This window comes from Tistrella arctica (assembly GCF_039630945.1).
Classification (GTDB): domain Bacteria; phylum Pseudomonadota; class Alphaproteobacteria; order Tistrellales; family Tistrellaceae; genus Tistrella; species Tistrella bauzanensis.
In genome coordinates this window covers 1-23,915 of record NZ_JBBKTV010000008.1, presented here as the reverse complement: position 1 = coordinate 23,915, position 23,915 = coordinate 1, and the positions used below count along the sequence as shown (strand labels likewise).

Below are 23,915 nucleotides of genomic sequence, written 5' to 3'. Positions count from 1 at the left end.
GACATACGGCCGTTCGAGACAGGACTTTCCATGATTTTCAGGACGATGATGCCATGACTTCACCCGACATCCAGCTTGAGGCGCCGACCGATATCGTCCCGGCCGATGCGGTGGCGCGGCATTTCCCCGGCGCGATCATTCTGCCCTTCGCCGACCGGTTTCCGCGGATCGACGCCTCGTGCTTCATCGCGCCTGGCGCCGTGGTGATCGGGGATGTCGAGATCGCTGCGAAGAGCAGTGTCTGGTATGGCTGCGTGCTGCGCGGCGATGTCAACAGCATCCGGGTCGGCCGGGGCGTCAACCTTCAGGACGGCACGATCGTGCATGTCAACCGGGCGAGCTTCGCCACCTTCATCGGCGATGACGTCACCGTCGGCCACCGCGCGGTCATCCATGCCTGCACGCTTCAGGCCGGTGCCTTTGTCGGCATGAGCGCCACCGTGCTCGACGGCGCGGTGGTCGATGGCGGCGCGATCGTCGGTGCCGGCGCGCTGGTCGGGCAGGAGAAGCATGTTGCGGCCGGAGAATTGTGGGGTGGCGTGCCGGCCCGCAAGCTGCGCGATATCGGCACCGACGGCATGCCGATGCTGACAGCGACCGCCCGGCATTATGCCGATCTGGCCGCTGTGCATCAGGGCATCGTCCGTCAGGAGATGGGCCCCCGGACCTCCGGCGGTTGAGCGCGACGCCAATCAATCGTTTTTTCCGAACGAAACGAGCTGTATAATTCGTTGGAGCGAATGGTCGTGGCGGGCGATGCTGCGTGTGTCACACCGATGCACGAAGGACCACCCCGCCCATGACCACCGTTCCTTCCACACAGGTCCGCAGCCGCGCCGGCCGCCTGCTTGGCAAGCTGCCAGGGCTGGCGCTGGCCGGGGCGATCGGTGCCGCGGCCATTCTGCTGGCGCGGATGGCGGGTGCCGGGCTGGTCAGCCCGGTGCTGGTGGCGATCGGCCTGGGGCTGGTGCTGCGGGCGATGATCGGCCGGGCGCCGGCCATGGCCGTGCCGGGGCTGGCGGTCGCGTCCAAGCCCCTGATGCGGCTGGGGGTGGCCCTGCTTGGCCTGCAGGTGACGGCGGGCGACATTCTGGGCCTGGGGCTGGACGGCATCGCGGCGGCGCTGGCGGCATTGGCGGCAACCCTGGCCCTGGCCCAGCCGCTGGGCCGGCTGCTGGGCGTGGAGCCGCGGCTGGCGACGGTGATTGGCGGCGGCACCGCGATCTGCGGCGCCTCGGCGGCGGCGGCCGTGGGCTCGGCGGTTCGCGCCCATGACGACGAGATTGCCTATGCCGTGGGTGTGGTGACCCTGTTCGGCACCGCGGCCATGGCCCTGTGGCCGCTGCTGGGCACGGCGCTGGGCCTGGACCCGCGCGCCTATGGCCTGTGGATCGGCGCATCGGTGCACGAGGTGGCGCAGGTGGTTGCCGCCGGCTTCCAGCATGGCACGCTGGCGGGCGAAACGGCGGTGATCGCCAAACTGGCCCGTGTCGCCATGCTGGCGCCGGTGGTCGGGCTGCTGGTCTGGATTGCCGCGCGCGCGGCACGACGCACCACGCTTGCCGATGCCGAACATGCGGCGGCCTCGGTGCCGGTGCCGTGGTTCGCGGTGGGCTTCGTGGCGCTGGCCGGGCTCAACAGCCTGGGCGTGGTGCCGGATGCGGTGCGCGCGGCCGGTGCGGTCGCGACGCCGATCATGCTGACGGTCGCCCTGGCGGCAATCGGCTTCGGCACCGATCTGGGGCGGGTGCGGGCGCGCGGCATGCGGCCGGTGCTGCTGGGTCTGTGCCTGACGATCACGGTGGCGGCGGTGCCGCTGGCCGTTGTGACCCTGCTGGCCTGACGGGTGAGATGGATCTCCCCGATCGGCGCTTGATGCCGAAGGGGAGGATCAGCCTCGATGACATTGGAACAACTCAGGATTTTTGTCGCGGTGGCGGAACACAGCCACGTGACCCGTGCGGCCCGGTCGCTCAACCTGACCCAGTCGACCGTGAGTGCTGCTGTGGCGGCGATCGAGGCGCGCCACGGCGTGGCCCTGTTTCACCGGGTCGGTCGCGGCATTGAACTGGCCGAGGCCGGGCGGGTGTTTCTGGACGAGGCCCGCGCGGTGCTGGCCAGGGCATCGGCAGCCGAGCAGGCCCTGGCCGATCTGGCGGGCGATCCGCGCGGTCGTCTGCGTATCCATGCCAGCCAGACCGTGGCCAATTACTGGCTGCCGGCGCGGCTGATCGATTTCCTGACCGCCTATCCGGCCGTGCGTGCCGAACTTGCCATTGGCAACACCGCCGAGGTCGCGGCCGCGGTACGGGCCGGCAGCGCCGATCTGGGCTTCGTGGAAGGCCCGGTCGACGATCCGGCGCTGGCCGAACGGCTGCTGCCGGGCGACCGGCTGATGCTGGTGGTGGGGGCGGCGCATCCCTGGGCGGCATTGCCGCGGGTGGCGCCGGCCGATCTGGCGGGCTCGCCCTGGGTGTTGCGCGAACGCGGATCGGGGACCCGCGCCGAATTCGAAGCGGCGCTTCAGGGGCTGGGTGTCGATCCGGCCAGCCTGCCGGTGGTGCTGGATCTGCCGTCGAACGAGGCGGTCCGCGCGGCTGTCGAGGCTGGCGCCGGTGCCACGGCGCTTTCGGCACTGGTGGTGGCGAGCGGGCTGGCGCTGGGCAGCCTGCGCAGCCCCGTGCTCGACCTGCCGCACCGCGCCTTCCATCTGCTGATCCACAAGGAACGCTATCTCGGCCGGGCGGCGCGCGCCTTTGTCGACCGGGTCGCCGGCGGCGGAGCCGCCGGCGACCTCGGTTGACAACGTGGCCTGCTGACAACGTGGCCTGCGGTCAGTCGCGCATCTTCACGTAAGATCCGGGCGCATCCTCGATCACGCCCAGCACCGTGCCCGGTTCACGGGCCGGCACCTGGGCACCGCCCAGCCGCTTGATCCATTTCGCCCAGTCGACCCACCACGAGCCCGGATGCTTTTCGGCGCCGGCCAGCCAGGCTTCGGGATCTTCCGGCAGATCCTTATTGGTCCAGTAGTTGTATTTGCCGGCCTCGGGCGGGTTGATGACGCCGGCGATATGGCCGGATGCCCCCAGCACGAAGCGGGTGTTGCCACGATAGAGCTGGGTTGCCCGATAGGTGGATTTCCACGGCGCGATGTGGTCCTGCTGCGCCGACAGGATATAGACCGGCTGATCGATCTGGCGCAGGTCGATCGGCACGCCGCCCATGGTGATGCCGCCCGGTTCCACCAGCTTGTTCTCGCGGTACATATGGCGCAGATAGAAACTGTGCATGGCGGCGGGGAGTCGGGTGGCGTCGCTGTTCCAGTACAGAAGATCGAAAGGGAAGGGATCCTTGCCTAGAAGGTAGTTGTTGACCACAAAGCTCCATATCAAATCGTTGGACCGGAGCATGTTGAACGCGGTCGCCATCTTCCGGCCTTCCAGGTATCCCTTCTTCGACATCATCTTCTCGATATTGCCGATCTGGGCATCATCGACGAAGACCTTGATGTCGCCGGCGTCGCGGAAGTCGGTGAGGGTGGTGAAGAAGGTGGCGCTCTTGACCCGCTTGTCGCCCTGGGCCTTCAGATAGGACAGGGTGGTGGCAAGCAGCGTGCCGCCGATGCAATAGCCGATGACGTTGACCTCGTCGACGCCGGCTTCCTCGGTGACTTTGTCGAGCGCGGTGATCAGACCTTCGGTCATGTAGTCTTCGAAGGTCTTCTTCGCCATCTCCTCGTCCGGATTGGTCCATGACACCACGAACACCGTGTGGCCCTGGGCGACCGCGAAGCGGATGAACGAGTTCTTCGGCTGCAGATCCAGAATGTAGAACTTGTTGATCCACGGCGGCACGATCAGCAGCGGCCGCTTGTGGACGGTCTCGGTGGTGGGCGTGTATTGCAGGATCTGCATCAGCCCGTTCTGGAACACCACCTTGCCGGGGGTGGTGGCAACGTTGCGGCCAAGCTCGAAGGCCGTCTCGTCGGTCATGGAGATGCGCAGCTCGCCGCCGCCCTTCTCCATGTCGCGGATCATGTTGTTCAGGCCGCGAACCAGGTTCTCGCCCTTGCTCTCGATGGTCGCGCGCAGGACTTCCGGGTTGGTGGTGACGAAATTCGACGGTGACATCGCGTCGACATATTGCTTGGTATAGAAATCGATCTTGCGGGCTTCATCGGGATCGAGGCCGTCGACCTTGTGAATGATGCTCATCATCCAGCGCGCGGTCAGCAGATAGGACTGCTTGATGAAGTCGAAAAGCTGGTTCTCGCTCCAATCCTTGTCCTTGAACCGCTTGTCGCCGACGTCGGGCGTGGCGACAGGCTTGGCATCGCCGCCGGCCATGCGGGTGGCGGTGGACTGCCACAGGGTCAGATAGTCCTGCCACAGCGCCGCCTGGGCCTCGACCAGCTTGGCCGGATTCTCCATCATGCGCTCGGTCAGGTGGGTGAAGGCGGTGGTGAGGTTGAGAGGGTCTGTCGGTCCGGCGGTGTCGAGCCCTTCATGACGCGAGAGAAATTCGCGCATGATCTGCTGGCTGCGCTCGGCAACCTCGCGCATATTGCGTGCGAAGGCGTCGGCGTCATCGCGCGTGCCGGCGTGTCCTCCCCGGTCGGCTCCTTGCTCGGCCATCCTTGCGTCCCTTATAGTTGCGCCGCCATAGTCGGCGATCGGTTGGTTCTGCGAGGTCGAGGTGAACTCTATGATACGGGTGCAGGCGACGCGGCTCAACGCTGCCTCGCCAGGGTTGCGACGGAATCACGCGGGCCGCGCGCATGTGCGGGCCGGAATGACCGCTGCCGTCCTGATGCTGGGCCTTGGTGCCTGTGCCGAAGACCCGGGACCGGGTACCGACCCGTCGGTGCGCGCGGCCCGGGCCGAATTTGCCGACAAACCGTTTCCGACGCTGAACTCGGTGCCCGAACAGGCGCCGCCGGTGACGCCGCTCGAAGAACGCACGCGCTTGCGCGCGGCGTTGAGCGCCGATCAGGCCGCCGCCCGGTCGGCCATGGCGCAGGCGGGCGAGACGGCCGCGGCAACCGCAGCCCGCCCCGTGGCGCCGCAACCGGGTCTCGCTGTCGGCCGGATCGATTTCGCGCCCGGCACCAGCACGATCGGGGACGCCGGCACGGCCGAATTGCGGGCCGCCTGGCGGATCGCCGCCGCTCGCGATCAGACGCTGGTGATGGTTGCCGGCGCCGATGAGGGCCAGGGGCTGGCCACCGCGCGGCTGGCGGCCGCGACCCGTGCCCTGTCCGGGATCGGTGCCGATACGGCGCGGGTCCGGGGCGTGCCGGCACCGGCTGGCTCGATGGCCCCGGCTTTTGAGATTTTCATCGCACCGGCCCGGACCATCCGCTAAAAATCCTCGCCGTCCCCTGGGCGACGACGGGAATTCCCCTGAAGCGGATAACCGGCGCCGGCATCGCCTATGGCGACCGGGCAACATCCCCTTAATGCCATTCGGCGCGGACGTTCTTCGTCGACGGCGGGTTCGGCCGCGTCCGCATATCTTAACTGGCCTCCTCAAGCGAGCCGATCGACGGGAAGTGATCCCATGGCAGATGAATTCGCGCGGATCCGGCGGTTGCCACCCTATGTCTTCGCCGAAGTCAACCAGATGAAGGCCAAGCTGCGGGCAGCCGGCCGCGACATCATCGACCTCGGCATGGGCAACCCCGACACCGCCACCCCCGCCCATATCGTCGAAAAGCTGGTCGAGGCGGTGCGTGACCCCAAGACCCACCGCTATTCGCAGTCGCGCGGCATTCCGGGGCTGCGGCGCGCGGCATCGGCCTATTACAAGCGGCGCTTCGCGGTCGATATCGACCCTGAGACCGAGGTGGTGGTCACGATCGGCTCGAAGGAGGGCCTCGCCAATCTGGCCTCGGCGATCACCACGCCGGGCGATGTGATCCTGGTGCCCAATCCCAGCTATCCGATCCACCCTTACGGTTTCGTGATCGCGGGCGCCAATATCCGCCACGTGCCCCATGGGCCGGGCTATAACTTCCTCGACGAGCTTGAATATGCGGTGCGCCACACCTCACCCAAGCCGGTCGCGATGGTGCTGAACTATCCGGGCAACCCGACGGCCGAGGTGGTCGACCTCGCCCAGTATGAAAAGCTGGTGGCCTTCGCGCGGCGCCACGAGATGTACATCCTGTCGGATCTTGCCTATTCCGAGGTCTATTTCGACGGGGTGCCGCCACCGTCGATTCTGGCGGTGCCGGGGGCGCGCGATCTGGCGGTGGAATTCACCAGCCTCAGCAAGACCTATAACATGGCCGGCTGGCGGGTCGGCTTCGCCGCCGGCAACCGGCGGCTGATCCAGGCATTGGCCAAGATCAAGTCCTATCTGGATTACGGCCAGTTCACGCCGGTTCAGGTGGCGGGGGCGGCGGCGCTGAACGGGCCGCAGGATTGTGTCGAACAGATGCGCACGCTGTATCGCGAGCGTCGCGACGTTCTGGTCGAAGGCCTGCACGGCATCGGCTGGCCGGTGCCGTCGCCATCGGCCTCGATGTTCTGCTGGGCACCGATTCCCGATGCGTTCAAGCATCTGGGGTCGCTGGAATTCTCGAAGCTGCTGCTGGCGCGCGCCGATGTCGCGGTGTCGCCGGGCATCGGTTTCGGTGAATATGGCGACGGCTATGTCCGTATCGCCCTGGTCGAGAACAAGCACCGCATCCGTCAGGCGGTGCGCAACATCAAGCGGTTCTTCAAGGAGTACCGCGACGAGACCCAGGCCGGCGCGGCCCAGGCCTCGTCAACCCAGGCCCAGTCAGTTGAGGATGCCATCCGATGAACAGCAGCCACAAACCCGCCGCCGATCGCCGCGTCTCGACCACGCCGTTGCGTGTTGGTGTGGCCGGCCTCGGAACTGTCGGCGTGGGGGTGGTCGAAATCCTGCGCGATCACGCGGCGATGATCGCGGCCAGGGCCGGGCGGCCGGTGGTGGTGACGGCTGTCTCGGCGCGCGATCAGGGCCGCGATCGTGGCATCAGTCTGGTCGGATTCGGCTGGGAAGACGATGCCGCGGCGCTGGCGGCGCGCGATGACGTCGACGTGGTTGTGGAATTGATCGGTGGGTCCGAGGGGCCGGCGCTTCATCTGGCGCGCGCCACGCTCGGGCGCGGAAAGGCCTTCGTCACCGCCAACAAGGCGATGATCGCCGCCCACGGCCCCGAACTGGCCGCGGCGGCCGAGGACGCCGGTGCGGCGCTGGCCTTCGAGGCGGCGGTGGCCGGCGGCATCCCCATTCTGAAGACCCTGCGCGAGGGCCTGGCCGCGAATGCGATCACCCGCGTCTATGGCATCCTGAACGGCACCTGCAATTATATCCTGACCGAGATGCGGACCACGGGCCGCGACTTCGCCGATGTTCTGGCCCAGGCCCAGGCGCTGGGCTATGCCGAAGCCGACCCCACCTTCGACGTCGACGGGATCGACACGGCCCATAAGCTGTCGATCCTGGCGGCGCTGGCCTTCGGCGGCCGCCCCGATATCGGCGCGATCCATGTCGAGGGCATCCGCCACGTCACCATCGACGACATCCGCTTTGCCGAGGAACTGGGCTTCCGCATCAAGCTGCTGGGCGTGGCGCGGATGACCGATCATGGCCTGGAACAGCGGGTGCATCCCAGCATGGTGCCGCTGTCGGCGCCGGTCGCCCATGTCGAAGACGTGTTCAACGCCGTGGTGGCCGAAGGCGATGCCGTGGGCACCACCATGTCGCAGGGGCGTGGCGCCGGGCGCGGGCCCACGGCCTCGGCGGTGGTGGCCGATCTGGTCGACATCGCCCGCGGCTGTGTCGCCCCCGGCTTCTCGGTGCCGGCCGCGGCCCTTGGCCAGCACCCCTCGGCACCGATCGAGGCGCATCAGGGGGCGTTCTACATCCGGCTGATGGTGCTGGATCAGCCCGGTGTTCTGGCCGATGTCGCCCGTGCCTTCGCGGTCGAGCATGTGTCGCTGGAAAGCCTGATCCAGCGTGGCCGCAGCGCGGTCGAGGCGGTGCCCGTGGTGCTGACCACGCATGCCACCTCGGAAGCGGCGCTCCGGCGCGCGCTCGACGTGATCGCGGCACTGCCGGCGGTGATCGAACCGCCGCGGATGATCCGGATCGAACGCAGCCTCTGACAGCGCCCATGACGCGGGGCGGGTGCGGCCATATGCCGTCGCACCCGCCAGACGACGGGACATCGTCCCACACCTGATACAGGGCTCTGGCGCCGGGCGCATATCGGGCTTAGGGTATCGCCAGAGTGGGATGAACATCCGTCGTCGGACGCACCCCGGCCGTGGCGTCGCTGCCCGACCCTTTTGGCGGCCTGACCCTGATTTTGCGGTCGGGCCTCCTGACGGGTCGGCGGCGGCGTATCGGCATTCATCCGACGCTGACCGGCAACAAGACGAGAGCGATGATCGACTACACCCTGATGGATCGCAATCTGGCCCTCGAGGCCGTGCGCGTCACTGAATTCGCAGCCCTGGCCTGCTCACGCATGATCGGCAAGGGCGACGAGAAGGCCGCAGATCAGGCCGCCGTCGACGCGATGCGCCGGGCGCTGAACGGTCTCGACATCGATGGCACGGTGGTCATCGGCGAGGGCGAGCGCGACGAGGCGCCGATGCTGTATATCGGCGAAAAGGTCGGCTCCGGCCGCGGCCCGAAGGTCGATATCGCACTCGACCCGCTGGAAGGCACCACCATCTGCGCCACCGGCGGCCCCAATGCGCTGGCCGTGCTGGCGATGGCCGAAGAGGGCAGGTTCCTCAACGCGCCTGACGTCTATATGGACAAGATCGCGGTCGGCGGCGGACTTCCGGACGGCGTGGTGCTGCTGGAAAACTCGGTCCAGGCCAACCTGGCCAGTCTGGCCAAGGCGAAGGATGTCGAGATTTCCGATCTCACCGTCTGCATCCTCAACCGCCCCCGTCATGCCGAGCTGATCGCCAAGACCCGCGAGGCCGGCGCGCGTATCCAGTTGATCGGCGATGGCGACGTCGCCGGGGTGATCGCGACCGCGCGCCCCGATACCGGCATCGACCTGTATATCGGCTCGGGCGGCGCGCCGGAAGGCGTGCTGGCGGCGGCGGCGTTGCGTGCCATCGGCGGCCAGATGCAGGGCCGGCTGCTGTTCCGCAACGAAGATGAGCGCGGCCGCGCCCATCGGCTGGGCATTACCGATTTCGGCCGGATCTACAACCTGATGGATCTGGCCTCGGGCAATGTCATCTTCTCGGCGACCGGTGTCACCGATGGCTCGATGCTGCGCGGCGTGCATCGCATCAGCCATACCCACTGGTCGACCCAGAGCCTGATCATGCGGTCGAAGACCGGCACCGTCCGGGTGATTACGGCCGAGCATAATTTCGGTCGCAAATCGGCCTTCGATTGATCGGAGGGCCAAGATCTCATGTCCCGTGACGCCGCGGTTCTGGGCGTCGAGCGGTCGATGGGCGGGCGGCGCTGGGAAGCGCGGCTCGCCGATCAGCGTCTGGGACTGGCGCTTGCCCAACGTCTGGACCTGCCCGAAATCGTCGGGCGGGTTCTGGCGGGGCGTGGCGTCGGGCTGGACACGGCCGACGATTTCCTGACCCCAAGCCTGCGTACCGCCTTGCCCGACCCGTCGCATCTGCGCGACATGGACCGGGCTGTCGATCGTCTGGCCGCCGCGATCGCGGCGCGCGAGCCGATTGCCGTGTTCGGCGATTACGACGTCGATGGTGCCACCTCGACCGCGCTGGTCAGCCGCTTTCTGCGCGCGCTGGGTGTGCCGGTGGTGGTTTACGTTCCAGACCGGATGACCGAGGGCTATGGCCCGAACGAAGCCGCCATGGCGACGCTGGCCGGGCGCGGCATCCGGGTGGTGATCACGGTCGATTGCGGCACCACCGCCTTTGCGGCGCTCGACGCCGCCCGGCGGCTCAATCTGGATGTGGTGGTGATCGACCATCATATCGGCGAGCCGGAACTGCCGGCGGCCCATGCCGTGGTCAACCCCAACCGCTTCGACGAGACCAGCACCCATGGCCAGATGGCGGCGGTGGGGGTGGCGTTCCTGTTGCTGGTGGGGTTGAATCGCGCGCTGCGTGATGGTGGCGTCTATGACCGGCTGGGCGTGGCCCCGCCCGATCTGATGGGCCTGCTTGATCTGGTCGCCCTGGGCACGGTGTGCGATGTGGTGCCGCTGACGGGGGTGAACCGCGCCTTCGTCTCGCAAGGCATCAAGGTTCTGGGCCGGCGCCGCAATGTCGGGCTTGCCCGTCTGGCCGACGTGGCCAAACTTGACGAGACACCGGAAGCCTATCATCTGGGCTATGTGCTGGGGCCACGGATCAATGCCGGTGGCCGGGTCGGGCGCGCCGATCTTGGCGCGCGGCTTCTGGGCAGTGATGATGCCGACGAGTCGACCGGCATCGCCATGGAACTCGACCGTCTGAACACCGAACGCCGCGAGATCGAGGCGGCGGTGGAGGCCGAGGCACTGGAACTGGCGGAACGTCAGGCCGATGCTCCCTTCATCCTGGTCGCGCATCAGGGCTGGCATCCCGGTGTGATCGGCATCGTGGCCGGCCGGCTGAAGGAACGCTTTCACCGGCCGGTCTTCGTGGTCGCGGCCGATAGCGCCGTAGGCAAGGGATCGGGGCGGTCGGTGCCGGGGGTCGATCTGGGCTCGGCGGTCACCGCCGCGCGTCAGGCCGGCCTGCTGGTCAATGGTGGTGGCCACGCCATGGCGGCGGGCCTGACCGTGCCGCTCGACCGGCTGGTGGAGCTGCATGGCTTTCTGGCCGAACGGATCGTGGCGCAGACGGGTGGCGAGCCGCCGGCGCCGCGGCTGGGGCTCGATGGCGTGCTGGCGGTGGGGGGTGCCACATCGGCGCTGGTCGACGTGCTGGAACGCATCGGACCCTTCGGCACCGGCAATGCCCAGCCGCGTTTCGCGCTGTCGGCGGTGCGGATCCTGAAGGCCGACGTTGTCGGCCAGGGCCATATCCGGGTGATCATGGGTGCCGATGACGGATCGCGGCTGAAGGGCATCGCCTTCCGCGCCGCCGACGGGCCGGTGGGGGCGACGCTGCTTCAGGCACGGGGTCTGCCGCTGCATGTGGCGGGCGGCCTGCGTCGCGACCGGTGGCAGGGGCGCGATGACGTCCAGATGTTCATCGACGACGTGGCCTCGGCTGCGGCCGGTCACTGATTCGCGGCCGGGCACTGATCCGCGGCCGGGCACTGATCCGCCGCCTCAGCCGGGGCGCCGCATCCAGGGCAGCGGCACGTCGCGGCCGTCGATATTGACACGGCGGACGTCGACGCCATAGGCGCGGCCGATCGCTGCATCGTCCAGCGCCCGCGCCGGCGGGCCGTCGGTCAGAATCCGGCCCTCGGCCAGCAGCACCACCCGGTCGGCGAACCGTGCCGCCAGCGCCAGATCATGCATCACCACCACCACGATCCGGCCGGCGGCCGCCAGATCCCGCAGCAGGCCCAGCACGTCGAGCTGATGGGCCGGGTCGAGGCCGGCCAGGGGTTCGTCGGCCAGCACCACCTGGGGCGCGCCGGCCAGCACGCGGGCCAGATGTGCCCGCATCCGCTCGCCGCCCGACAGATGATCGACCCGGCGGTCGCGGAAGCCGGTCAAGGCGGTGCTGGCCAGCGCCGCCGTCACCGCCGCCTCGTCCGCCGCCGGGTCGGTGCTGCCGAACCGGCCGCGATGGGGCAGGCGGCCCAGCCGTGCCAGCGCCGCAACGCTCAACGGCCAGTGGCAGGCCGGCTGCTGTTCCAGATAGCCGATCCGCCGTGCCCGCGCCCGGTCGCCCAGGGACTGGAAGCTCTGACCATCGATCAGGACCCGGCCGGCCGTGGGCGCCAGAAGCCCGGCCAGAATGGCGAGCAGGGTTGATTTGCCGGCCCCGTTCGGTCCGACCAGCGCGGTCAGTCCGCCGGCATCCAGGGCGAGGTCGATGCCGTCGAGCACCCGCCGTCCCCCCAGATCGGCGGCGATGCCGCTGGCCAGCATCTTTGGCGCCGGGCCGGGGCTCACCATGTGCCACGCTCCGCCCGTGCCCGGGTCAGCAGGATGTGCAGGAACACCGGCGCGCCGATCAGCGCGGTGGCGACCCCCACCCGGATCTCGGTGCCGTCGCCGATCAGCCGCCCGGCCAGATCGGCCAGCGGCAGCAATGTGGCGCCGCCAAGCATGCTGGCCGGCACCAGGCGGCCGGGGCGATGGCCCACGAAGGGCCTGAGCGCATGGGGCACGATCAAACCCACGAAGCCGATGCCGCCGGCAATCGCCGTGGCGGCACCGACGCCGATGGCGGTTGCCGCCACCACCTGCAGCCGCAGCCGGCCCAGCTTCACACCCATCGACCGGGCGGTGCGTTCACCCAGGCCCAGGGCGTCGAGCCCGGTGCCGCAGCCGATCAGCAGCACCAGCGACAGCGCCGCGAAGGGGCCGAGCAGGCCGGCATCGGCAAGGGTGCGATCGGCGACCGACCCGATCAGCCAGTCGATCATCTCCAGCGTCGCATAGGGGCTGGGTGCGAAGGTCAGGGCCAGCGAGATGAAGGCGGTGGCAAGGGCGCCCACCCCGACACCGGCCAGAATCAGCGACAGCCCGCCGCCCCGGCCCAGCGCCAGCACCAGGCCGAGGCCGATGCCGGCGCCCAGCAGGCCGGCGGCAGCCGGGGCAGGGCCGGCCGCGGCACTGCCGGCATGACCGAAATAGATCGCGGCCACAGCCCCCAGGGCGGCGGTCGACGAGGCACCAAGCGTGCCGGGTTCCGCCAGCGGGTTGCGGGTCAGGCCTTGCAGGGCGGCACCGCAGGCCCCCAGCACCGCGCCGATCATCATCGCGATCAGGGTGCGTGGCAGGCGCAGTTCCAGCATCACGATGCCCGATGCGGTATCGGGCGCCCGCAAGCCCAGCAGCACGCCGGCATCGGGCATGATCCAGCCGCTTGGGCCATAGCCCAGCGACAGCCAGCCGACCGCCAGCGGCAGCAGGATCAGCAGGGCCCAGCTTGCGCGCGCATCCCAACGCGTCCGGCCGCTCACGATCCTGCCTCCTCACGCGTCGTGGCGGCCTGTGGCGGTGCGGCCAGCCGTGTGGCCACCCGCAGCAGGCGTTCGGCGATGTCCAGCGCGTCGGGCAGGCCGCAGACCAGCAGATTGCCCGGCACCTCGATGATGTCGGGCGCCGTGCCGCCCAGGGCCGTCAGCCGGGCCAGAGCCGGATGGCGGGGCAGGCGATGGACCAGGGCGGGGGCTGCGCCGGGCATGGTTTCGACCAGAATCACATCAGGGGCGGCACGGATCGCCGCTTCCAGCTCCACCCGCCAGTCGCCGCCCCGGCGTGCGCGCCCGTCGGGATTGAAGCGCTCGGCCATGATGTTGCTGAAGCCGCCCAGGGTGAGCATGGCATGGGCAAGGCCGCCGGGGCCGACCATGCTGCCATCGGCGCGCAGCATCAAGGCCCGCGGCCGGTGGGGCAGGGCGGTGGCCAGGGCTTCCAGGCGTGCGGCATGGGCATCGAGCCGGGCGATCTCGTCGGCGGCGCGCCGTTCGGCCTGTGGCCCCAGCAACTGCCCGGCGCGGATCAGGCCGGCGCGGATGGTGGTGACGCTGTCGGCCGGGCGGAAGCGTTCGACCCGCACCCCCAGCCGTTCCAGCGCCGCCGCTGCGGCCGTGGCGCCGAACCGGCCGGCCAGCACCAGATCGGGCTTGAGTGCCTGGACGGTTTCGGCGCTGGCGCTGACCTGCGGCACAAGGGCGGCGTTCGCGGCTTCCACCGACAGCTTCGGATCACGCGCCAGGGGGCCGATGCCGGCCACCTGATCGGGATCGGCCAGCCGCAACAACAACTGGTCGGTGCACAGATTGATCGAGACGACACGCCCGGGCCGGATGGGCGCCGGCGCGGCCGGGTCTGCGCGCGCGGCCATGACCGGGGTGGCCATGAACAGCCCCGCCATTATCACGACGGCGCGGCTGAAAGGCGATGGGCTGGGCCGGAACACGGGGTCTCTGGCATCCTTCGGGCACGAGTCATCCATGCCGCGCCCGAAACTGCGCCGGGGCGGAAGGCGCCGATGGTGACGCAAGCCCCCGATCAGCGCAAGCGTGCGGACAGATGCGTAATCTGCTTGACGTGCGGCCTGCCCGCGAATATGAGTACGCCCCGTGGACGGCAGCAACGCCAGACGGCGCCACGCTACCGGCCACGAGGCCATACGGTTTTCCGGCTATGCCCCTATCGTCTAGAGGTTAGGACACCGCTCTTTCAAGGCGGAGACACGGGTTCAATTCCCGTTGGGGGTACCACTTCCAGGCGCCGACACACAGGCGCTTCCGCAGGCCGGTCCGGGTTCGGGCCGGCTTTTTTCATGCCTGGAAGCTTTCCTGTCTGGAAATTTTCGTACCTGGACTTGGCCGGCATGACAGCGGGCGATCAGGCGCCGTCGGCGAGGGGATAGACCTCGTTCGGCCCGCGACCCTTGGTCCGCAGGGTTTCCAGAGACGCAGACACCAGCATGTCATCGCGCCCCCAGACCACGCGGTCGCCGGTAATCGAGGCGTTGACCATGGCGCCGGTGCGCACCGTCACGGTTGTGGCCGCAGGGAATTCGGCGGTCACGTCATAGGGCAGCCGGAAAGTCGAGATGTCGGTGGCGGTGGTGTCCGCCGGCTCCAGGATCTTGTGCCAGCGCCCGGCGGCGGTATAGAGCCACCGGCCCTGATACTCCGTCTTGGGGAAGGTCGCCGCCACCGTCACCGTGGTGTAGCCGGTGGTGGCGTCATAGCTTGCCGACGAGACGGTGGTGGTGAGCAGCGTGGCGAAGATCGGCAGACGGAATTCGAACTGCCTGGGATCGAGCTTCACATCCAGCCCGTGATGGGGCGCATGTTCGACGAAGACATCATTGCCCACACCCATGCCCAGAGCCGAGGCGGTGACGCCTGGAAGCGCGTACCAGTGCTCGGTCGTGGTGGTGTAGTCGGTCCAGATGAGGGCGCGGCCTGTGTGACCGCTGGTCGCCGACGCGACCGTGCAGCGATTGTCATAGCCGGCACCGGCAGTGATGTCGCTGAGGGCGCCGACATGGATGTTCCCGGCCGAGGCCACCGTGACGGTGCCCTTGCGCTTGAGCGGGTTGGGCATCCGGGCGTCGATGAAGCAGGTTGCGAACTGGTCGGTGTTGCCGCCCAGATAGCCGATGCTGCCCATCCAGGCGATCTTCGGCCAGGTGGGCCGCAGCGAGGCATAGGTGGCGCCGGTGGTGCTGTAACTGCCTTCCAGCACGATCTGCGGGGCATTGCCGGCACCGCCCATACTGCATGTGCTATCACCGGTCAGTGATGCCGTGCCCTTCATCACGATGCGCGGGCCGACCACACCCGCGAACAGGAAGTTCGACAGCCTGACCGAGCCACCATCGATATGGAAGCCACCTTCCGTGGGAGAGAGTGACGCATCGCCGTAGCAGTCGATCTTGCCCTCCTGCACGGAGATTTCGGCGCCGCTCGCCACATAGACGCCGCAATAGCGTGGCTGTTCCAGATGCAGGCCGTCGATATTGAGATTGTTTGTGCCCGTCAGGAAAACGACGGCGGCATCGGTCTGTGGGGTCGGCGTGACGCCGGGCCGTGCCTCCGGCCAATAGATGTCGATATCGGCCCAGTTCATGTCGTAGACACCATCGACCACGATGGCCGGTCCCTTCTGCGACCAGAAGCGAAGCTTGCGCAGCATCCAGAGGTGCGCGCCGTTCTGAATTTCGCCGGCCGGATAGGTCAGGCAGATCGCGCCCCTGGTGACGCAGTTCTTGAAACCGACATTCTCGATCAGTCCAGAATGTCCGCTTTCCGCATAGAGAATGTAATCTTCAGGGATATTGGCCTGAAGCGCGCAGCCAGGGCCGGTGCCGATCAGATTGGTTCGGCCGTACATGGTGATGCGCCGGGTAAGCTTATAGGTGCCGTCGCTGACATGGACCGGACCATAGAAGCAGGCGGCCTCGAAAGCGTCGCTGTCATCGGTGGTGCTGTCGCCCCTGGCGCCGAAACAGCGCACGTTCAGCCGTTCCTTCGCCGCCGCGACCCGGCGCCAGAGACCGGGGCCGCTGGTCTGGCCGGTGGGCACGATGCGGGTGCCGCCATCGTCCGGCGTGGTGCGGCCGGCGATGATCTCCGCGGTCTTCCAGGCGGACGCGTCCCACTGGAACAGACCGCCGGCGCCGTCGCCGGCCGTGTGATAGCCAAGCACCCGGGCCATGGTCCAGGGGCCGGTGGTGGAAAGGCTGCGCAGGTCGGCGATGGTGTCGACGATCGCCAGTTCATCGATGTCGTGGATTGCCATGGATCTGATTCCCCTTGTGTCGGAGCGCCGGCGGGTGGTGCCGGACAGCTCTGACTGGTTTGCAGGACCAGGGTAGGCAGACATCCAAGTTCTGTATTCAATGGCGGTGCTGCCGCATTGCGGCCACATCGCATGCCTTGACCCGACCTCGCCACTTGACCTGTCGCCTGCGAAGCGGTTTGAGTAGGGCCGAGCGCGGGAGTGCGGCCGAAAGACGCCGTGCCCGGCGTCGCGGTCGGTACAGATCGGCGGCAGTTCGTGGCTCCGCCACAGGCGCTGCCCGCTGGACACCCATAGCGGACGCTGACGAGGAACGAACACGGCATGTCTCTGGGCCTGAATGCCGGGCGCCGTCGCGAGAAGCGGCGGCGGCGGCTGATGATGCTGAAATGGCTGGCGGCGCTGGCGATCATTGCCGGCGCCGGCGCCTATGCCTATCGCACCGGCGCGATGCTGGCGGAAGGTGAGGTCCGGCGGCTGGAACAGTCGCTGGCCGATCTGAATGGCAGGCTGTCGACACTGGGCGCCGAAAACGCCCGGCTGCGCGAGGCGCGGGAAAGCGCGCTGATCGAGGTTGAACAGTGGCGCCAGCGCTATGAAAAGGACGTCCCCACAGGCCAGCTTGCCGAGATCTTCGGTCGTGTGCAGAGCCGTATGGCCGATGGCGTGAAGCCCGAGCGGCTGAATTTCGTGATCGGCGCGGTCAGCAATGAGCGCGACTGCGAGGGCAGCCCGGTGTCGAAGCGCTTCATCCTGCCGACATCGCTGTCGACCGGCAGCAATGATGCGGTGACCTTTGCCGACGGGCTGATCACCGTCACCGGCCGGGGCGAAACCTCGGTCAACGACAAGGGCGATCGCGAGGCCTGGTTCGACCCTGCAAAGCCGGTGACGATGCGGTTCATCGAGATCGGCGGCCGGGCCACAGAAGCTGTCGGCACGTTGCCGCTTCAGCACACCATGGTCATCGGCGACCGCGAATACCGCTTCGCCGTCAGGGCCAGCAATCGCAGCTTCGTGGAAGTGTCGTCCGACGTCTGCGCCTATCCATAACGACACCGGGCCGCGAGGACCCGTGCGGGTCTGTGATCCCGCGTCATGGAACCATCATGACAGGGTCATGCGTCTGACATCGGGCCGCGGCATGGTGATGCCGGCTTCCACGAGCGGCCTCGTCGCCTTGACGGGGGCGGGGCCATCGCGGAAGCGGCGATTGCATTCACGGAAAGGCCGACCTTTGCCCCGGGCTCGCCCCCGGGGCATTTTTTTTGCCCGCTGGACGTGATCCATCCGCCCGTGCTACCCGCAAGAGGGCTGCCACCCGCAGAGGGCCGGATGGCAGGCGGTGTTCATAATGGACAGTGTTCACAAGGGGCAGGCTGAGGCGATGATGCGGACAGGCTGGCGGACATTGACCCTGAATGATCTGCCGCAGGTGGGCGCCCTTGCCGATGCGGTGCATCAGGCCTATCCCGAACGGCCGGAGGTGGCGGTCGAGCGTCTGCGCCTGTTCCCGGCCGGCTGTTTTGTGGCTGAGGTCGATGGCGCCTTCTGTGGCTATGGCCTGACCCATCCCTGGATCGACGGCGCGCCGCCGGCGCTCGACAGCCTGCTCGGAGGCTTGCCGGCAGCACCCGATTGTCTGTATGTCCACGACGTGGCGCTTAATGTCGCTGCGCGTGGCCGGGGGCTCGGCCGTGCCCTCGTCGGCCGGCTGACCGATCTGGCGGCGGCACACGGCCTGCCGCGGCTCAGCCTGATCGCGGTCGGCGGATCGGCGCCCGGATGGCGCGCGATGGGATTTCACGAGGTGCCGGTCGACCCGGCCTCGGCACTGGCGGCCAAGCTCGCAAGTTATGATGCCGATGCGGTGTACATGACTTGCCCCGTGATGCTGCCGGCTGGAAGGGATGCTCATGCGTGACGATGCCGCCGCCGAACGGTTGATGGCTCTTGAGGAACGCCTTGCTCATCTGGAGCGGGCGCTGGACGATGCCTCGGCCGAAATCATCCGGCAGGACCGGCTGGTGGGCGCGCTCAGCCTGCGGCTGCGGCGGCTTGAACGGCGCATGGCCGATGGCGGCGGCGGCCATGATGACGGCGGCGATGACAATGGCGCGTCACCCTTCCAGCCTTGAGACACCGAGGCGTATGCAGGGCGGCGGCGGCACGAAGAATTGCGGCGGTTTGCGGCAGATCCGCGGCCGGCTGCGGTTCTTCAGCCGCATCATCTGTTTCATGACAGCGCACCGAACGAGTTTTTCCTTGAAGCGAGGATGTCGGGGCAACAAGTGATTTATATCGGAGCCGGGCGTGATGCGCCGTCGCTTCGGCCGGGGGCGTTCGGCAAGTCTCCGGGTGCACGAGATCGCGGGGCGCAACCGCGACGATCGCCATCGACCTCTGCGTCAGCCGGCGTTCGACCGAGCCGTGCCCGTGATGAGAGCGATTGCTCGGTCCCGCGCATGACGAACGCGACCCGGCGGCAGGGATCTGGCTGACCCCCGCGACAATCGCTTCAACGGACGGGAAGGGCGATCATGGAGCAGCCCAAAACCTCTTTCGCCAGTCTGATCGAAAAGGATCGTGAGGAACGGACCTCTCACGACTGGTCCGGCACATTCCTCGATTATCTGGAAAAAGTGCGGGACACGCCTGAGATCACGACACTGTCGCATGCCCGTATCTACGACATGATCATGAAAAAAGGTGTGGATCTGATCGGTGGTGCCGATGATCCGCGCCTGCAGCGTCTGTTCGGCGATGAGCCGGTCAAGACCTACCGGTTTTTCTCGGACGAGTTCTTTGGCATGGAACGCACGATTCAGCAATTCGTGCGCTATTTTCATTCCGCGGCCCTTCAGGGTGAGGAAAGCCGTCAGGTGCTGTACCTGATGGGACCGGTAGGATCGGGCAAGAGTTCGCTGGTCGAGCGGCTGGAGCGCGGGCTTGAGGAAGCGCCGCCGATTTTCGCCATCGATGGCTGCCCGATCCGCGAGGAACCCCTGCATCTGATCCCGCGCCATCTGCGCCGGGAATTCGAAAAGATGCTGAACGTGCGCATCGACGGCGATCTGTGCCCGGTGTGCCGCTGGCGGTTGAAGGAGGAATTCGGCGGCCGCTACGAGGAAATGCCGGTGCACACCGTTTCAATCTCGAAACGGGCCCGGCGCGGTATTGCTGTCGTGCCGCCGGTCGATCCCAACAACCAGGACACCTCGGTGCTGATCGGATCCGAGGATATCTCCAAGCTCGACCGCTTCTCGGAAGGCGATCCGCGGGTTCTGGACCTGAATGGCGCCTTCAATGCCGGCAATCGCGGCATCGTCGAGTTCATCGAGGTCTTCAAGAACGAGACTGAATACCTGCACGCCATCCTGACCGCGACCCAGGAAAAGTTCGTGCCGGCCCCCGGCCGTCACGGCACGGTCTATGTCGATGAATGCATCGTCGCCCATTCGAACGAGGCCGAATGGCAGAAGTTCAAATCCGATCACACCAATGAGGCAATTCTCGACCGCATCGTGATGATCCGGGTGCCGTATAATCTGCGCTTGTCGGAAGAAGTGAAGATCTACTCGAAGATCCTCGGCAAGTCGGGATATCGTCATCACATCGCGCCGCACACGCTTGATGTGGCAGCCATGTTCGCCATTCTGTCGCGTCTGGCGCCGACGCCCAAATGCGACCTGATGACCAAGCTTCGGCTCTATAATGGCGAGGAGGTGGTCGAGAAGGGACGCGCCAAGAAGATGGATGTCGACGAGTTGCGCGACGAGTCGATGTCGGAAGGCATGAGCGGGATCTCGACCCGGTTCATCGTCAAGGCGCTGGACAACGCGCTGGCCGACAGCCCCGAAGGCATCACGCCGATCCATATCCGCGAGGCGCTGATCGCCATGGTCAAGGGCAGCGAGATGCCCGACGACCGTCGCAAGCACTATATGGAACTGCTGCAGGACACGATCCACAAGGCCTATCTCGACATTCTGGAAAAGGAGATCACCCGCGCCTTTGTCTATGCATATGAAGAGCAGGCCGAAACCTTGTTCCAGAACTATCTGGATCATGCCGAGGCCTATATCAACCGCACTAAGGTCAAGGATCGGAACACCCGCGAGGAGTTGCAGCCCGACGAAGCCTTCCTGAAATCGATCGAAGAGCAGATCGCGATCATCGGCACCGCCGCCGAAGGTTTCCGTCAGGAGGTGATTGCCTATCTGTGGGCGGCGACCCGGCGCGGCGAGAAGGTGCACTACTCGTCCTATGAGCCGCTGAAGGAGGCCATCGAGCGCAAGCTGACCAGTTCGGTGCGTGATATCAGCCGGATCATCACCAAGGCCCGGACACGCGACGAAGATCAGCGCGAGAAATACGACCAGTTGGTCAAGAACCTGCTCGGCAATGGCTACAACACCTATTCCGCCGATGTCGTACTGAAATATGCCGCCAACAATCTGTGGAAGGACTGAGGTTCGCCAGTCTTATCAGACAGCTCATCAAGGACCAGTCTCATCCAGGATCGCGCGGATCAGGCCGGCCGGCCGGACGCCGCCAGATTGGCGGAGCCCGGCCGGTGACCGGTCATCGGGCGCGCGGCAGCACGAGGACGGTACAGCTGAATGGCGACGATTTTCCGGGACTATGCTCAGAGTGAAGGACTGCGCAGTGACCGCAGCGCCGGTGATCGCCAGCGTCACCGCGAAAAGGTACGCCGGGCGATCCGCGATAATGTCGCCGATCTGGTTGCCGAAGAGGCGATCATCGGCCAGTCGCGCGACAAGACCATCAAGGTGCCGATCCGTGGCATCAAGGAATACCGCTTCATCTTCGGCGAGAATTCGGGCGGCGTCGGGCAGGGCGACGGCGACACCGCCGAAGGCCAGGTCGTCGGCAAGACTGGCGAGGGGCAACCCAAGCCTGGAACCGGCCCGGCCGGCGATCAGGCCGGCCGCGATGTCTATGAAACCGAGATCACCCTCGACGAGTTGATCCAGATCATGTTCGAGGATCTGGAACTGCCCGACATGGAGCGGCGCAAGCTGCGCGAGGTGATCTCGGAACGGACCCACCGCCGGAAGGGCTATCGCAAGAGCGGTATCCGGGTCCATATGTCGAAACGCCGGACGGCGATTGCGCGGGTGCGCCGCAAGATGGCGACCGGTGTGCCGTCGGGCGATGGTGACGAGGCTGATGCGGCCTTCGACGATATCGATGATGATGAGGATATGCTCGCGGTCGATGTCGAGGACGATACGGGCGCCGTTGCCGCCGCCCCGCGCTTCCGGTTCCGCAAGGACGACCTGCGCTATCATCGGATCAGGCCGCAGGTTGAGCCTGAGAGCAACGCGGTCGTGCTGTGCATCATGGACACCTCCGGGTCTATGGACACGATGAAGAAGTATCTGGCCCGCAGCTTCTTCTTCATGCTCTATCAGTTTGTCCGTACCCGTTATGACAAGGTGGAGCTGGTCTTCGTGGCGCATGATGCCGTGGCGCGCGAGGTGACCGAGCATGATTTCTTTCACAGAGGCGAGAGTGGTGGCACGCTGATTTCCAGTGGTTATGAAAAGGCCCTGGAAATCATCCGCGAACGCTATCATCCGACATTGTGGAACATTTATGCCTTCCATTGTTCGGATGGCGATAACTTCCCCTCCGACAATGACCGTACCGTGGCTGCCGCCACCGAGCTGTGCGAGGTTTCCAATCTGTTCGGCTATGGCGAGATCAAGCCGAACGCCTGGCGGTTTCGCGATGCGACCATGCTCGACGTGTTCCGGCGGGTGAAGGCGGCGAACTTCCACATGCTCAGCATCGAGCGCAAGGAAGACGTCTGGCCGGCTTTCCGCGCGCTGCTCAACAAGGAGAAGCAGCCTGAACGCGAGGCCGAGGCGGCGCCCGCGCCGGCCTGACGGCGTCGAGCCCCGCGCCCGCCACCGATGGTTTGATGGAAGGGTTTTTGGCCAATGGGCATGAGCTGGACCATGCGCGACCTGGAATACTGGGATGCGCGCATCCGCGACAAGGTCGCGGCGTTCGACCTCGATACCTATGATCAGGAATTCGATATCTGCGATCGTGACCAGATGATCGGGTTCATGGCCTATCACGGCATGCCGGCGCATTATCCGCACTGGTCGTTCGGGAAATCCTATGAACGCCAGCGCACGCTCAATGACCTGGGTGTGGCCGGTCTGCCTTATGAAATGGTGATCAACAGCAGCCCCAGCATCGCCTATCTGATGCGGGACAATTCGCTGTGTCTCCAGGTTCTGACCATGGCTCATGTCTATGGCCATAACGACTTCTTCAAGAACAATTTCTATTTCGCCAGAGGGACCCGGGCGGAGCTGATCCTGGGGCAGGTGAAGATGCACGCCGACCGGGTGCGCGGCTATGCCGAAGACCCCTCGATCGGGCTGGAGGCGGTGGAGCGGGTGCTGGATGCCGCTCACGCCCTGTCGTTCAATATCGGCCGCAACCCGGCGGTGCCGCGGCTGACGCCCGATCAACAGCGCGCGCGGGCGCTGGATCGGGCACAGGGGGCACATGATCCGTATGCCGCCATCCATGCGCGCAAACCGTCTGTGCCGGCGGCCGCGGCGGCCGTCGAGCTGGAGCGGATACCGGCAGATCCCGATCCCGATCTGCTGTTGTTCATCCGCGATCATGGCGGTTATCTGGCCGACTGGCAGCGCGATCTGATCGGTATCGTCGACGAGGAGGCGCGGTATTTCCTGCCTCAGATGGAAACCAAGATCATGAACGAGGGCTGGGCCAGCTTCTGGCACCGCGCGATCATGAACAGCCTGGATCTGCCCGCCGACATCCACATGGAGTTCCTGGTGCGCCACAATCAGGTCGTCCGCCGCATTCCCGGTGACGTGAATCCATACTGTCTGGGTCTTGCGATATGGGACAAGCTGGTCGCCGAGGAGGAAGGCGTGTGGGAGCCGGGACGCGGCCTGCCGGGCGCTCCGTCGCCGGCCACGCGTCAGAAGCTGTTCCAGATTCGCGAAAGCGAGCGCGACAGCAGCTTTCTCAGACGCTTTCTGGACGAGTCGATGATGCGGGATCAGGATCTGTTCGCCTATGAGCCGCGCGGTAATGATCTGGTGGTGTCGAAAGTGTCGAACGAGACCGGCTGGCGCGAGGTCCGCGACCGGTTGATCCGGCAGACCGGCACCAATGCCATGCCGATGATCCGGGTCGTCGACGGGGATTATGGCCGCAGCCGCGGATTGCTGCTGGACCATGTCCATGATGGCCGCGACCTTCAACTGGGCTATGCGGAAAAGACTCTGGATCACGTCTACACACTTTGGTGTCGGGACGTGCATCTAAAGACTGTGGTGAATCGTGAGACGGTCATCTTAAGTCGTGGTGCTGACGGGTTTCGGACACGGGTACTCCGCGACGAGTGCAGGGCTCCGAATCCAGGTTAACGGAGAGGTAACCCGAGGATGGAAGCGAGGTATTTGACATCCCAGCCTGCGAGCTTGCGCCTGAGTTTCAGGCTCTTTTTGTCTGCGACCGCGCGGAC

General features: G+C 66.5%; 19 protein-coding genes and 1 tRNA gene. 15 read left to right on the top strand and 5 right to left on the bottom strand.

Annotated elements, in window-relative coordinates; all coding sequences use genetic code 11:
• Positions 1 to 53 precede the first annotated feature (53 nt).
• The 3 genes from WG924_RS18440 to WG924_RS18430 all read left to right on the top strand — a co-directional run bounded on the left by WG924_RS18440 (position 54) and on the right by WG924_RS18430 (position 2,803).
• A complete protein-coding gene (locus WG924_RS18440; RefSeq protein WP_345934576.1) occupies positions 54 to 680 on the top strand; it encodes a gamma carbonic anhydrase family protein in 627 nt (208 codons plus the stop codon).
• A gap of 119 nt (positions 681 to 799) precedes the next feature.
• A complete protein-coding gene (locus WG924_RS18435) occupies positions 800 to 1,843 on the top strand; it encodes a YeiH family protein (RefSeq protein WP_345934575.1) in 1,044 nt (347 codons plus the stop codon).
• A gap of 57 nt (positions 1,844 to 1,900) precedes the next feature.
• Positions 1,901 to 2,803 (top strand): LysR family transcriptional regulator, encoded by a 903-nt coding sequence (locus tag WG924_RS18430; protein ID WP_345934574.1) that lies wholly within the window; start codon positions 1,901 to 1,903, stop codon positions 2,801 to 2,803.
• Between the two features lie 31 nt (positions 2,804 to 2,834).
• Here the strand turns inward: WG924_RS18430 and WG924_RS18425 are convergent, their stop codons facing one another.
• Entirely contained in the window at positions 2,835 to 4,637 is a 1,803-nt protein-coding gene (locus tag WG924_RS18425; RefSeq protein WP_345934573.1) for a PHA/PHB synthase family protein, read from the bottom strand.
• A gap of 157 nt (positions 4,638 to 4,794) precedes the next feature.
• Here WG924_RS18425 and WG924_RS18420 point away from each other — a divergent pair, with 157 nt between their 5' ends.
• The 5 genes from WG924_RS18420 to recJ all read left to right on the top strand — a co-directional run bounded on the left by WG924_RS18420 (position 4,795) and on the right by recJ (position 11,209).
• Complete coding sequence (locus tag WG924_RS18420) at positions 4,795 to 5,367, top strand: hypothetical protein (protein ID WP_345934572.1); 573 nt, start codon at positions 4,795 to 4,797, stop codon at positions 5,365 to 5,367.
• Positions 5,368 to 5,562: 195 nt separating this feature from the next.
• A complete protein-coding gene (locus tag WG924_RS18415; RefSeq protein ID WP_345934571.1) occupies positions 5,563 to 6,813 on the top strand; it encodes an LL-diaminopimelate aminotransferase in 1,251 nt (416 codons plus the stop codon).
• The gene (locus tag WG924_RS18410) at positions 6,810 to 8,144 is read left to right on the top strand and encodes a homoserine dehydrogenase (RefSeq protein ID WP_345934570.1); all 1,335 of its coding nucleotides are present in this window, start codon (positions 6,810 to 6,812) and stop codon (positions 8,142 to 8,144) included. Before WG924_RS18415 ends, WG924_RS18410 begins: the two co-directional genes overlap by 4 nt.
• 281 nt (positions 8,145 to 8,425) lie before the next feature.
• The gene (glpX, locus tag WG924_RS18405) at positions 8,426 to 9,406 is read left to right on the top strand and encodes a class II fructose-bisphosphatase (RefSeq protein ID WP_345934569.1); all 981 of its coding nucleotides are present in this window, start codon (positions 8,426 to 8,428) and stop codon (positions 9,404 to 9,406) included.
• Between the two features lie 18 nt (positions 9,407 to 9,424).
• A complete protein-coding gene (gene recJ / locus WG924_RS18400) occupies positions 9,425 to 11,209 on the top strand; it encodes a single-stranded-DNA-specific exonuclease RecJ (protein WP_345934568.1) in 1,785 nt (594 codons plus the stop codon).
• Between the two features lie 45 nt (positions 11,210 to 11,254).
• Here recJ and WG924_RS18395 read toward each other — a convergent pair whose 3' ends face one another.
• From WG924_RS18395 to WG924_RS18385, 3 genes are read right to left on the bottom strand one after another with little or no spacing between them, the layout of a single operon-like run.
• Entirely contained in the window at positions 11,255 to 12,055 is an 801-nt protein-coding gene (locus WG924_RS18395; RefSeq protein WP_345934567.1) for an ABC transporter ATP-binding protein, read from the bottom strand.
• Positions 12,049 to 13,068 carry a FecCD family ABC transporter permease gene (locus tag WG924_RS18390; RefSeq protein WP_345934566.1) on the bottom strand — a complete coding sequence of 340 codons (1,020 nt, stop codon included), beginning with the start codon at positions 13,066 to 13,068 and terminating at the stop codon, positions 12,049 to 12,051. Before WG924_RS18390 ends, WG924_RS18395 begins: the two co-directional genes overlap by 7 nt.
• A complete protein-coding gene (locus WG924_RS18385) occupies positions 13,065 to 13,970 on the bottom strand; it encodes an ABC transporter substrate-binding protein (protein WP_345934564.1) in 906 nt (301 codons plus the stop codon). Before WG924_RS18385 ends, WG924_RS18390 begins: the two co-directional genes overlap by 4 nt.
• A 289-nt stretch (positions 13,971 to 14,259) precedes the next feature.
• Between WG924_RS18385 and WG924_RS18380 the strand changes: the two genes are divergently transcribed.
• A tRNA-Glu gene (locus WG924_RS18380) sits at positions 14,260 to 14,334 on the top strand.
• A gap of 127 nt (positions 14,335 to 14,461) precedes the next feature.
• On the opposite strand, the gene WG924_RS18375 is transcribed toward WG924_RS18380, so the two are convergent.
• Positions 14,462 to 16,369: a putative phage tail protein gene (locus WG924_RS18375; protein ID WP_345934562.1), complete on the bottom strand. Its 1,908-nt coding sequence runs from the start codon at positions 16,367 to 16,369 to the stop codon at positions 14,462 to 14,464.
• Positions 16,370 to 16,693: 324 nt separating this feature from the next.
• Here WG924_RS18375 and WG924_RS18370 point away from each other — a divergent pair, with 324 nt between their 5' ends.
• From WG924_RS18370 to WG924_RS18345, 6 genes are all read left to right on the top strand, one after another.
• Positions 16,694 to 17,422 carry a hypothetical protein gene (locus tag WG924_RS18370; RefSeq protein ID WP_188574544.1) on the top strand — a complete coding sequence of 243 codons (729 nt, stop codon included), beginning with the start codon at positions 16,694 to 16,696 and terminating at the stop codon, positions 17,420 to 17,422.
• 301 nt (positions 17,423 to 17,723) lie between these two features.
• Positions 17,724 to 18,293, top strand: coding sequence for a GNAT family N-acetyltransferase (locus tag WG924_RS18365; RefSeq protein ID WP_345934561.1), 570 nt, complete (start codon positions 17,724 to 17,726; stop codon positions 18,291 to 18,293).
• The gene (locus WG924_RS18360) at positions 18,286 to 18,507 is read left to right on the top strand and encodes a SlyX family protein (protein ID WP_345934560.1); all 222 of its coding nucleotides are present in this window, start codon (positions 18,286 to 18,288) and stop codon (positions 18,505 to 18,507) included. The genes WG924_RS18365 and WG924_RS18360 overlap by 8 nt, the downstream gene beginning before the upstream one ends.
• A 402-nt stretch (positions 18,508 to 18,909) precedes the next feature.
• A complete protein-coding gene (locus WG924_RS18355; RefSeq protein ID WP_345934559.1) occupies positions 18,910 to 20,841 on the top strand; it encodes a serine protein kinase in 1,932 nt (643 codons plus the stop codon).
• A gap of 150 nt (positions 20,842 to 20,991) precedes the next feature.
• Positions 20,992 to 22,284: a YeaH/YhbH family protein gene (locus WG924_RS18350; protein ID WP_345934558.1), complete on the top strand. Its 1,293-nt coding sequence runs from the start codon at positions 20,992 to 20,994 to the stop codon at positions 22,282 to 22,284.
• 60 nt (positions 22,285 to 22,344) lie between these two features.
• Positions 22,345 to 23,817 (top strand): SpoVR family protein, encoded by a 1,473-nt coding sequence (locus WG924_RS18345; RefSeq protein WP_345934557.1) that lies wholly within the window; start codon positions 22,345 to 22,347, stop codon positions 23,815 to 23,817.
• Positions 23,818 to 23,915 lie beyond the last annotated feature (98 nt).